This window comes from Arcobacter sp. L, assembly GCF_000284235.1.
GTDB classification, from domain to species: domain Bacteria; phylum Campylobacterota; class Campylobacteria; order Campylobacterales; family Arcobacteraceae; genus Aliarcobacter; species Aliarcobacter defluvii.
The window spans coordinates 805788-818613 of the sequence record NC_017192.1 but is presented as its reverse complement, the minus strand read 5'-3'; the positions used below and the strand labels follow the sequence as shown (position 1 = coordinate 818613).

Below are 12826 nucleotides of genomic sequence, written 5' to 3'. Positions count from 1 at the left end.
TCCTCAACTATCACAATTAAATATATCACGTGTATATACTTTTTCAACTACATCATTTAATTTTTCTGATTTTCTATTTGCAACTATTACATCTGAAATTTTTTTAAATTCTTCTAAATTTTTTATTACTTTTGAATTGTAAAAATTACTTTCTTCTAGCACAGGTTCATAAATAACTACTTCTATACCTTTTGCTTTAATTCTCTTCATTATTCCCTGTATTGCACTACTTCTAAAATTATCACTTCCAGATTTCATCACAAGTCTAAAAATTCCAACAGTTTTTGGATTTCTTTCTATAATACTATCTGCAATAAAATCTTTTCTTGTTGAATTTGATTTAACAATCGCTTCAATCAAATTACTTGGAACATCTGTATAATTAGCTAATAATTGTTTTGTATCTTTTGGAAGACAATATCCTCCATATCCAAAGCTCGGATTATTATAATGTGTTCCTATACGGGGATCCAATCCAACCCCATCTATTATTTGTTTTGTATCAAGATTATGAGTTTGTGCGTAAGAGTCAAGTTCATTAAAGTATGCAACTCTCATAGCAAGATAAGTATTTGCAAAAAGTTTAATAGCTTCTGCTTCAGTTGAATCAGTAAATAATATTGGAATATCTTTTTTAATAGCACCCTGTGCTAAAAGTGATGCAAAAATTTCTGCCCTCTGTGATTTTTCTCCTACAATTATTCTACTTGGATATAAATTATCAAATAAAGCTTTACCCTCTCTTAAAAATTCAGGAGAAAAAATAATATTTTCAGTATTAAATTTTTTTCTTAAATTTTTTGTATAACCAACAGGAATAGTTGATTTTATTACCATAAGAGCTTTTGGATTTATACATAAAACATCTTGTACAACACATTCAATACTTTTAGTATTAAAATAATTTGTTTCCGTATCATAATCTGTTGGAGTAGCAATTATTACAAAATCTGCATCTTTATAAGCATACTCTTTATCTAGTGTTGCTGTAAAATTTAAATCATCTTTCAATAAATATTCTTCAATTTCTCTATCTTCTATAGGCGATTTTCCATCATTAAGCATTTGAATTTTTTGAGGTATAATGTCTAAGGCAACTACTTTATTATGTTGAGCTAAAAGTAATCCATTACTTAAACCAACATATCCTGTCCCAGCTATTGCAATTTTCATTTAATTATTTTTCCCTTCAATCATTTTTTATATCCTTTTGGATTACAACTTTGCCAATTCCAACTATCAGCACACATATCTTCTATACTTTTTTTTGCTTCCCAGCCTAAAATCTCTTTTGCTTTTGTTGGATTTGCAAAACATGTTGCTATATCTCCAGCTCTTCTTGAAACTATTTCATATGGTATGCTTTTATTTGATACTTTTTCAAAAGCTTTCACTATATCAAGTACACTATATCCGATACCTGTTCCTATATTTACTATTAGAGGTTTAGTATTGTTATTCAATGAATTTAAATAATCAATAGCTTTTACATGAGCATTTGCTAAATCAACAACATGGATATAATCTCTCACTCCTGTACCATCAAAAGTATCATAATCATTTCCAAATACATTCAAATACTCTCTTTTTCCAACTGCTACTTGAGAAATATATGGCATAAGGTTATTTGGTATCCCATTTGGGTCTTCTCCTATCATACCACTTTCATGTGCTCCAACAGGGTTAAAGTATCTTAAAATTGCTATTTTAAAAGTGTTATTTGAAGTATAAACATCTTCTAAAATCCTCTCACAAATATATTTACTTGTACCATAAGGGTTTGTTGTAGCTCCAACAGGAAAAGTCTCATCTATTGGATTTGAACTAGGATTTCCATATACAGTTGCAGAACTAGAAAATACTATTTTTTTGCAATTATACTTTTCCATCACTTTTAATAAAACTAAGATTCCATTTACATTATTATCATAATATTTTAGTGGTTTTTCTACACTTTCACCTACTGCTTTAAGTCCTGCAAAATGTATAACCGAATCAATTTTATATTTTTTAAATACTTTTTCTAAACTATTTTTATCTCTTATATCACCTTTTACAAAATCCACTTTTTTACCAGTTATCTTTTTTACTCTTTTTAAACTCTCTTTTGAAGAGTTTGATAAATTATCATAAACTATGAAATCATAACCTACTTTATTCAACTCGACTAAAGTATGTGAACCTATATATCCAGCTCCACCAGTTATTAAAATTTTCATATTTTATTTTTCTTCTTTTCTCATATTATTGATAAATTGCATAAAAAATACAGCAAATATTGCAAGTATAAATCCAGTTATAAAAGTAACTACAACGATAAGTATTTTTTTAGGTTTTATTGGTTTGTCATCTACTAAAATCTTTCCAACAATTTCACTATTTTTTAAATTATAAGGCAACGATAAAGCCTCAAATAATTTTTTTCTTTCTAATAATTTATTTATTTGTACATTCAATAAATTTTCTTTTTGCTCAGTTAAATCAAATAAAGTTGATTTATTTTCTATTATTGCATTTGATATGTCTCTTTTTTCCATAAGTTTAAGAGCAGATATAGAAGGGTCCAGTTTTGTTATATTTTGTAATACTTCAGTTACATATTTCATTTGTTCTTCAAGATTTAATATATTTTGAGTATATAACTCTATCTTTTTATCTATATTAACAATTTTATCTTCTTTTATATTTTTGATAGTTAATTCTAAATTTTTCAATTCTGCTTCATTTTTTTCTTTAATATCATTTAAAATTAATAAATGATCTTTTTTTATATACTCAATAACTTCGTTTAATCCATTGATTGCATCTGTATTTGATTTTGCTTCACTTGAAATTTCAATAAAATTTTTCATTCCTTTTAAAGGAATTGTTTTTGTAATTTCAAACTCTTTATCATTTATATTTTTTCTTAAATCTATAAATATTGTAGACAGTTTTTTTGCAAGAATATCCGCATCATCTATTGATATATTTTGATTTGTTTCAGTCTTATAAGTACCTATTTCAATTAAAGCTTTAACTTCATATATTGGCGTTTTAATATTTACATAAACTATTGCTAACAATGTAATAACTGATGTAACGATCAAAATAAACACTCTTTTATTCCAAATTGTTTTAAACAACTCTTTCAAATCTATTTCATCTTCCAAAATATCTGCTTTATTATCCAAACTTGTTCCTATCAAATAAAATGCGGGATTATACCCACATCTTCCTAACATCATTGTTAAATAATATTGAATTAATCATTTTTAATATTATTTATAAATTGCATAAAAAATACAGCAAATATAGCAAGTATAAATCCTGTTACAAAGGCAACAACTATAATCAATAATTTTTTAGGTTTTATTGGTTTGTCATCTACTAAAACATCTCCAACAACTTCACTATTTTTTGCTATATTGTTTGTAAGTTTTAGTTTTTCTAGTGAGATATTGTCTTTTATTTTTTCTATTCTATTTTTTATATCAAATTCCAAATCTCTTTTTAGATTTGGTATTTTTTCATTTAAAATATTTTGTTTTTCTTTATTTAAATTCTCGATTTGATTTTGAAGATTTAATATCAAATTTTGATAATTCAATATTTCCATCGCTGATAACATATTTTGTGTATTATCAGAACTTCTTCTTTTTGTTATTTGATTTATATTTTCTTGATATTGTGATAGTTTTTCTTTATTGAAATTTAGTTTATTTTCTATTGTTGTTAATTCAATACTATTTAAAAAATTTATCTGTTCTTCTTTTTCAACTTTTGTTACATTTTCTATATATTTTATCTGTTCTTCAAGATTTTTTATATTCAAATTTGTATTTAAGATATATTCATCTATCTTATATTTATATTCATTTTTTAAGAAATCTAAAATTTCTTTATTTTTTGCTAAGGCTTGATCATTTGAATATCCTAAAGTAGCGATTTCCAAAAAATTTTCTACTTTTTTAACTGCTGCGATATTTGATACTATAGCTTCATCTTTTGTTATTTGTTGAGGAATATCAACATTAAAAATAAGCCTTAATTTTTTTTCTAAAACATTACTATTTTCAACTAAAGCTCCACCAATATAACCTATTCGTACTACTGATTTTACCTCATAAATTGGTGTTTTTATATTTACATAAATTATTGCTAATAGTGTAATAATTGCTGTAATAATTAAAATAAATACTCTTTTATTCCAAAGTACTTTAAATAACTCTTTCAAATCTATTTCATCTTCAACTATATATTCTTTTTCTTGCAAAACTCTATCTTCCCTATTCTAAAATTAGTTGTTATTATAACTTGAAAATGACTCTTTTTGGACTCTTTTTTTAAATATTGAAAATTTAATATTAAAATCTCAAACAAATCTCATTTTATGTGTCATTTAGTAACTAATCATAAGTAATATTTATATTATTTTTTAAAAATTATTGTTATTCTAAATTACAAAATATCAGGTATATCAATATTTGTCTCTTTTTCTGTATCAGCAATATTTTCAAATATCACTTCTATTGGAGCTGCACTATTTTCATTTTCTTTATCAACAAATCTTGTAAGCGCTTTTTGGAAATCAAGTTTAACTGTTCCAATTGGACCATTTCTTTGCTTACCTATAATAACTTCTGCTTCTTCAACTGGTTTATTTATAAATTTAGATTTATAATCTTCACCTTTATCTTTTGCTTCTTTTTCTTTTTTAGCTTCTTCTCTCTCTTTATAAACATCATCTCTATAAACAAACATGATGATATCAGCATCTTGCTCAATAGCTCCAGATTCTCTTAAATCACTTAACATTGGTCTTTTATCTGGTCTATTTTCAAGTCCCCTATTTAGCTGAGAAAGTGCAATAATAGGTATTTTCATCTCCCTTGCAAGCATTTTTAAACCTCTTGAAATATCAGAAACTTCTTGGTGTCTATCTTTATTTCCAGTTCCTTGCATTAGTTGAAGATAATCAATAATCACAAGTTTTATATTGTTTGCTTCATTTTGAGCTAACTTTCTCACTCTTGCTCTAAGTTGGTTGATATTAATACTTCCACCATCATCAACAAAAAGTTTCTTTTTATTTAAATCATCAAAAGCTGCACTAAGATTTGACCATTGAGAATCATCCATATCACCTTTTCTAAGATTTTGTAAAGGAATAGAAGTTTTTGCAGCCAACATCCTAAGCATTAGTTGTTCTGCTGGCATCTCTAGTGAGAAAAATATTACTCCTTTTCCTCTTTCCACATTTTTAAGTGCCATATTAAGTACAAGGGCAGTTTTCCCCATAGCTGGCCGTGCTGCTATGATTATCAAGTCCCCTTCATTAAAACCTGTTGTTCTTCTATCAAGTGCATCAAAACCTGTTGTTTCACCAATAAGATGTTTATTTCCAAGTTTTTTCATCTTTTCAATATAAGATAAAGTATCATGAGTGATAGTATGCATATCTTTTAATTCGCTAGTTGCACTATCTGTTGATATTTTATAAAGTTCACCTTGAATAGTATCAAGTGCTTCATTTGCACTTACTTCTTCTTCAATAGCCACTTTTTTTATAGTTGTTGCTAGTGAGGCTAATTCTCTTTTTACCGCACCATCTTTGATTTCTCTTACATAAGCTAAAGTATTTGTTATTGGATTTGCAGAAAGAATTTCAAGTAAGATAGAGTCATCAACATCTTTTGAATCAAGTCTTTTTCGTATAAATTCTTCATCTATTGGCATATCATCATTATGAAGTTTTACCATCACTTCAAAAATTTTTTTATGAGCTGGAAGATAAAAATCTTTTGGTTTTAATACACCTAAAACATCTTCTAACTCTTCTGGGTTAAATAAAATAGAACTTAATACAGCTCTTTCAATATTTATACTATAAACACTATCCATTCCGTCTCCAATTTTTTAAGGAAATGATTGTATCTAAAAGCAAATTAAAGTATCAACAAACCCTATTTCTACCGCTATTTTTTGCTTCATATAATTTTTTATCGACTATTGAGATTGCATTATTTGAATCTCTAAAAAAACTTCTATCACAATTTTCAGGATTAATTTCATACATCCCTATACTTAAAGTCGTAGATATTTTATGATTTTCATAATCTAATACAAATTTTGCAAAATTTTCTTTTACTTCATTCAATAATTCTCTTGCTTTTTTCTCTTTTATTGCAGGTAAAATAAATATAAATTCTTCACCACCATATCTAATAATCATATCCGAAGTTCTAAGAGTTTGTTTCACTAATGGGACAAAATTTTCAAGCATTTTATCTCCTGCTATATGACCATAATTATCATTTATTTTTTTAAAAAAATCAAAATCACACATAGCAAGAACAAAAGGCTCGCTTGTGGCAAAAGATATTTCCAGTTGATTTGTATAAAGTTTATTTAATCTTTGTCTATTTAAAGCACCTGTTAAAGGGTCTTTTGAAGCTTGAGAATTTATCAAAGTATTATCAATCAAAGCCAATTCAGTTCCCAAAGATAAAGACAACATTTCACATTTTTCTAAATATGTCAATATTATATGATTATTTGGTTTTTCTTCTAAAATATAATTTTGAATCTGCTTTGCAATAAAATGTAAATTTTCATGTAACTTTGAAATATTTTTATATTTTGAATTATTTTGTATTATATTTTTCCCTGAATCTAATAACCATTTACCAAAAACACATAAATTATGATTTGTTTCAGGGAAAAATCTATTTTCTCTTAGAGAAACTGCTGTTGATAAATCTGTTAGCCATTCTAAATGAGATTTATAATACAAAATAATATTTTGTTCATATATATCACTAAGTCCTGATATTCTCAAAGAATTTTTCTTTTGTAAATCTTTTACATATTTATCTAAATAGATTTTTGCGATAGTATCTTCAAAAACTGCTTGTAACTGATACAATTCATAAAGTTCATTTTTTGCATTTTTATAAAGTAACTTTTTCATAATCAAGCCTATTAGATTGATTAATTCATGAGTCAACATAACATATGGAATGCCCAATTCAATGTTGTTATGTATCAATTCTTTACAAATTATAACTGCTTTATCTATCTGGCTTGTACAAATGTATTTTATTATCAAAGAAAAAAAGTTTTTTATTTCTTCAAACTCTTCATCTTCAATATCTCGCACATTTATAATATACTTCTTCAAAAATTCATCAGTGATAGATTCAACTTCAGTTGCCAAAAAAAATTGAAAATTTGCTTTTGCAGTTTGCATTATTTTCTTTTTTCTGCCTCTATTTCTACTTCCTCAATAAATTTGTTTATTAATTCACTACCTGAAAGTTTGGCTATGATTTCACCTTTTTTCATTACAAGCCCACTTCCTTTTCCAAAGGCAATTGCAACATCTGCACTTTTTGCTTCACCTATTGCATTTACAACACATCCCATAACTGAAACATCTAGTGGTGTTTTAATATGTTTTGTTCTATTTTCTATTTCTGTAACTGCACTTACTAAATCTGCTTCTATTCTTCCACAAGTAGGACAAGAAACAATATTTAATCCCTCTTTTGCTATTCCAACATCTTTTAGTATTGCACGTCCAACTTTTATCTCTTCTTCAAGTTCTCCTGTCATAGATACTCTTAAAGTATCTCCTATTCCATCAAGTAAAAGTGAACCTAAAGCTATTGATGATTTAATAGTTGAGTGAAATTGAGTTCCAGCTTCTGTAACACCTAAATGAAATGGATAATTATTCATAGGTCTTAACATTCTATAAGCTTCTACTGTTCTTTGAACATCACTTGCTTTTAGTGAAACTTTTAAGTTTGTAAATCCTAAATCTTCAAGATATTTGATATTGTAATCAGCACTAGCTACCATACCTTGTGGTGTTTGTCCATATTTGTCTTCAAATTGCTTTTCAAGCGACCCAGAATTTACTCCAATTCTAATAGGTATATTTCGCTCTGTACAAGCCTTAACAACTTCTTGAACTCTATTTTTATCACCAATATTTCCTGGATTGATTCTAATACAATCCACAACTTCAGCAGCAACCAAAGCTAATTTATAATGAAAATGAATATCTGCTACAAGTGGCAATTCTACTTGTGATTTAATCTCTTTTAATGCCAAGGCTGCTTCCATATTTGGAACAGCAACTCTTACTATATCAGCACCAGCAAAATGTAATTTTGTGATTTGTTCTACTGTTGCTTTAACATCTGATGTTTTTGAAAAAGTCATTGATTGTACTGGAATTGGTGCATCTCCACCAATAGGAACATTTCCTACGAATATCTGTTTTGTTGGGTATCTTTTTATCATAAACGAGATTTTATCACAAAAATATTAATTTAATATGAAACATTTTAATAAAAAAAAAAGAAGTTATTTTATATAATCAAAGCTAATAAATTTAGCAATAAGTTACTGTAATCATATGAAATCAAAAAAGAATATCTACATCATAATTTTATTATTTTTAACTCTTACAACTTTCATAATTTTAGGAACCTACTATTATATTTCAAGTAAACAAGAAAATCTTTTAAATTCTATTTATAATACAACACATATAAATATTGTAAAAATGACTCAAAATCTTATAAAAGACAAACAAAATACTACTTTAGCAATAGCTCTTGCACTTGCAAAAAATGATAGTTTATATAAATTTATGCAAACTCAAGACTATGAAAAACTTGATTATAAAAAAATATCTGCTGAAATAAAAGAACATACGAAATATAAAGATGTTTGGATTCAAATAGTTGATAAAAATGGAAAAAGTATTTATCGTTCTTGGACTGATTTAAAAGGTGATAATTTACTTTTTAGAAAAGATTTAAAAAACACTTTAACAAATCAAAATGTTTCTACTTCAATAAGTGTAGCTTTATTTAATCTTACATTAAAAGCAAGAACACCTATTTTTGATTATAACAACAATTTTTTAGGAGCACTAGAAGTTATCACTCACTTCAATTCTATCTCCAAAGATTTAAAAGAAAATAATATTGATTGTTTAGTAATCACTGATAAAAAATATAGAAAAATATTAAAATATCCATATACAAATATTTTTATAGATGATTATTATATTGCAAATAAAAATGCAAATCTAGATTTAGTTAATTATGTAAAAAATAACAATGTAGAAAAATATATCAATATTCCTAACTTTATAGTTGAAAATGGTTATCTAATTTCAAATTTTATTTTATATGACAAAAATAATGAAAAATTAGCTTACATTATAAATTTTATGGATTTAAATAATATTGATTTACAAATTGTAAAATCATTTAAAGTTCAAATTATCATGGTTTCTGTAATTGCACTAATCATAATATTTTTCTCATTTCTAATCTATTTATATTCATCTCATCTAAAAGAGATAAAATCCCAAGAAAATAAAAAACAATCAATCTTAGATTCTCAATCAAATATAATCGTAATTACAAATGGTGAAGAGATAATTGATGCAAATAAAAAATTATATGATTTTTTTAAAGATGCAAATAATCTAGAAGAATTTAGAAAGAATTATGTTTGTATTTGTAATACATTTATTGATATGGACAATGAATTTTATATAATAAAAAAAGATTATGGTGGTAAAAATTGGGCGGAATATGTTTTAAGTAATGAAGATAAAAATTTTAAAGTTGCTATAAAAAACTCAAATGATGAAATTACTCATTTTTCATTAAAAGCTTCAATGATAAATAATGAAAATTACATAATAGCTACATTTACAGATATAACAAAAGAAGTTGAACAAATAGAAAAAGATAAAGAAAAAGATAGATTACTTTATCAACAATCAAAAATAGCTGCAATTGCAGATACTTTAAAAAATATTGCTCATCAATGGAGACAACCTTTAAGTGTAATAAGTACAATAGCAAGTGGAATGAAAATCCAAAAAGAGTTAAATTCTTTAAATAATGAAGATTTTAATAACTCTTGCAATATCATAATAGATAACACTCAAAGACTTTCAAATACAATAGAAAACTTTACAAATTTTTTTAATAAAGATGATAGCATAGTAAGATTTTCCTTTGTAGAATCAATAAACAACACCATTAATTTTTTTGACTCAATATTTGAAAAAAATTCAATAAAATGCATATTTACTTATGACAATGATATGATTTTGGATTGTAATAAAAATGACTTTTCTCAAGCAATTTTAAATATTCTTGATAACTCAGTTTATGCTTTGATAGAAAATAAACAAGAAGATGAGAGATATATTTTTATTGATTTTACAAATAAAATATTGCAAATAAAAGATACAGGAAATGGAATAGATGAGAAATTACTCTCAAAAATACTAGAACCATATTTTACTACAAAACACCAAGCTTTTGGCGTTGGATTAGGTCTTTATGTAGTTCAAGAATTTTTTGTAAAAAATTTAGCTTATAAAATTGATATTAAAAATGTAACCTTTGACTATGAGAATAAAAAATATTCTGGAACTAATTTTATTATTGATTTTAATTAAACTTCTATTTTGAAAAGATTAGATACAATACCCGCATTAATAAGAAAAGGATTTTTATGCAAGGTTTTGCTATTTTTGATTTAATAATAATATCTATTACTCTTATTTTAGGATTAAAAGGTCTATTTAGAGGGCTTATCAAAGAAGTTTTTGGAATTATTGGAATCATTGGTGCAATTTTTGTAGCTTCAAGAATTTCAAAAGAAACAGGTGATTTATTAGCTCCAATATTAGTATTAGAAAATGAAGCAACTATCAAATTAATTGGATTTGTAGTTGCTTTAGTTGGTGTTTGGCTTGTTGTTTATAGTGCTGGACTTGTAGTTAGTAAAATATTTTCTGCAAGTGGATTAGGAATAATTGATAGAATTTTAGGATTTGTATTTGGTGCAGCTAAAATATTTTTAATTTTTTCAGTTATTGCCTATGCGCTTTATCAAGTTCATTCTTTCAGAAAAGTTATTGATGAGAAATTTGCAACTTCTGTTGTAATGCCACATCTAATTAGCGTTGGATCATATATCATAAAATTAGATACCGATTCTATTGCTAATAGTTTTGATAAAGCTGTAAAAACGGTAAAAGATGCTCCAATTATTAAAGATGCTACTTCAAATATCAAAGAAGAAGTTAATTCAACTGTAAATGATGTTCAAGAAGCTGTGAAAGAAGAAGTTATACAACAAGTAGAAGAAAAAATAGAAGATTCTACAAATAAAACTTCGGAACAAGTAGATGCGATAAAAGAAAAATTAAAAAATATTGCAAATAAACCAGAAGAAAATCAATAAAGGGATTTAATATTGTTTGAAAATAATTATATACAACAAAGAATAGAAAAAGCAGAAAAGTTAAGAGAAGCAGGGATTAACCCTTATTCAAATGAAAGTTCAAGAAATTGTACAATTGCAAAATATCTAAATGTAAATAGTGATATTTTACAAATCGAAGAAAAAAGAGATGAAAATAGAAATTATACAGTTGCAGGTAGAATTAAATTTTTTAGACTTATGGGAAAAGCTGCATTTGTAAAAATAGAAGATGAAAGTGGAATGCTTCAAATTTATGTATCAAGAGATAATTTACCAGAAGGTTTTTACAATGACATTTTCAAAAAGAATGTTGAAGTTGGAGATATTATAGAAGTTTCAGGTTTCCCATTTGTTACAGGACAGGGAGAACTTTCACTTCACGCTGATGGTTTAAAAATACTTACAAAAGCCATTTCTCCACTTCCAGAAAAATATCATGGAATCCAAGATAAAGAGTTAAGATATAGACAAAGATATTTAGACTTAATTATGAATAGTGAAGTTAGAAAAACTTTCCAAATTAGAAGTAAAGTTATAAGTCTTACAAGAAGATTCTTTGAAAACAAAGGTTTCTTAGAAGTTGAAACTCCTATGATGCACCCAATTGCAGGAGGAGCGAATGCAAAACCATTTGTTACTCATCACAATGCTTTAGGTGTTGATAGATTTTTAAGAATTGCACCAGAATTATATTTAAAAAGATTAATTGTAGGTGGATTCGAAGCTGTATTTGAAATTAATAGAAATTTTAGAAATGAAGGAATGGATGCAACACATAATCCAGAATTTACTTCTATTGAATTTTATTGGGCATATAAAACTTACAAAGATTTAATTGTTATTACAAAAGAATATTTTGAATATTTATTTGAACATTTAAATTTACCAACACTTTTACCTTATGGGGAATTAAAAATTGATTTTAATAAATTTACAGAGATTCCATTAATTCAATCTTTATATGAAATTGGTGGAGTACCACAAGACATAGTTGAAGATAAAGATAAAATTCTTGCATTTTTAAGAGCAAATAATCTTGAAGCAAATGAAAATATGAATTTAGGACAACTTCAAGGTGAATTATTTGATGAATATGTTGAAGAAAAATTAATCAATCCTACATTTATAACTGAATATCCAGTAGAAATTTCTCCACTTGCAAGAAGAAATGATGAAAAACCACATTTAACAGATAGATTTGAGTTATTTATTGCAGGTAAAGAAATTGCAAATGCCTTTAGTGAGTTAAATGACCCATTAGACCAACTTCAAAGATTTGAAGGACAAATGGCAGCAAAAAATAGTGGCGATGATGAAGCACATGAAATGGATGAAGATTTTGTAAATGCATTATCTTATGGAATGGCTCCAACAGCAGGTCAAGGTATTGGAATTGATAGATTAGTAATGATGTTAACAAATGAACACTCTATTAGAGATGTATTACTTTTCCCTGCAATGAAACCAATTAAACAAGAAGTAGATCTTTTATCAGATCAAGAAATATAAAATAAAAGAAATAGGAGAGAAG

At 26.0% G+C, this 12826-nt stretch carries 10 protein-coding genes; 3 read left to right on the top strand and 7 right to left on the bottom strand.

What is annotated here, in order from left to right; translation table 11 throughout:
- Positions 1-3: 3 nt before the first annotated feature.
- The 7 genes from ABLL_RS04110 to ispG all read right to left on the bottom strand — a co-directional run bounded on the left by ABLL_RS04110 (position 4) and on the right by ispG (position 8292).
- Positions 4-1173, bottom strand: a complete 1170-nt coding sequence (locus tag ABLL_RS04110) for a nucleotide sugar dehydrogenase (RefSeq protein ID WP_014473519.1) — start codon at positions 1171-1173, stop codon at positions 4-6.
- Between the two features lie 20 nt (positions 1174-1193).
- A complete protein-coding gene (gene galE / locus ABLL_RS04105; protein WP_014473518.1) occupies positions 1194-2219 on the bottom strand; it encodes a UDP-glucose 4-epimerase GalE in 1026 nt (341 codons plus the stop codon).
- Between the two features lie 3 nt (positions 2220-2222).
- Positions 2223-3173 (bottom strand): Wzz/FepE/Etk N-terminal domain-containing protein, encoded by a 951-nt coding sequence (locus ABLL_RS04100; protein WP_014473517.1) that lies wholly within the window; start codon positions 3171-3173, stop codon positions 2223-2225.
- A gap of 71 nt (positions 3174-3244) precedes the next feature.
- Entirely contained in the window at positions 3245-4255 is a 1011-nt protein-coding gene (locus ABLL_RS04095) for a Wzz/FepE/Etk N-terminal domain-containing protein (protein ID WP_014473516.1), read from the bottom strand.
- Positions 4256-4440: 185 nt separating this feature from the next.
- Positions 4441-5883 (bottom strand): replicative DNA helicase, encoded by a 1443-nt coding sequence (locus ABLL_RS04090; protein WP_014473515.1) that lies wholly within the window; start codon positions 5881-5883, stop codon positions 4441-4443.
- Positions 5884-5935: 52 nt separating this feature from the next.
- Entirely contained in the window at positions 5936-7231 is a 1296-nt protein-coding gene (locus ABLL_RS04085; RefSeq protein ID WP_014473514.1) for a diguanylate cyclase, read from the bottom strand.
- Positions 7231-8292: a flavodoxin-dependent (E)-4-hydroxy-3-methylbut-2-enyl-diphosphate synthase gene (ispG, locus tag ABLL_RS04080; RefSeq protein ID WP_014473513.1), complete on the bottom strand. Its 1062-nt coding sequence runs from the start codon at positions 8290-8292 to the stop codon at positions 7231-7233. The genes ABLL_RS04085 and ispG overlap by 1 nt, the downstream gene beginning before the upstream one ends.
- Positions 8293-8407: 115 nt before the next feature.
- Here ispG and ABLL_RS14645 point away from each other — a divergent pair, with 115 nt between their 5' ends.
- Genes ABLL_RS14645 through lysS form a run of 3 tightly spaced genes read left to right on the top strand, consistent with a single transcriptional unit; the run spans position 8408 to position 12804 of the window.
- Complete coding sequence (locus tag ABLL_RS14645) at positions 8408-10483, top strand: sensor histidine kinase (protein WP_014473512.1); 2076 nt, start codon at positions 8408-8410, stop codon at positions 10481-10483.
- A gap of 56 nt (positions 10484-10539) precedes the next feature.
- Entirely contained in the window at positions 10540-11274 is a 735-nt protein-coding gene (locus ABLL_RS04070; protein WP_014473511.1) for a CvpA family protein, read from the top strand.
- A 12-nt stretch (positions 11275-11286) separates the two neighbouring features.
- Positions 11287-12804 (top strand): lysine--tRNA ligase, encoded by a 1518-nt coding sequence (lysS, locus tag ABLL_RS04065; protein WP_014473510.1) that lies wholly within the window; start codon positions 11287-11289, stop codon positions 12802-12804.
- Positions 12805-12826: the final 22 nt, after the last annotated feature.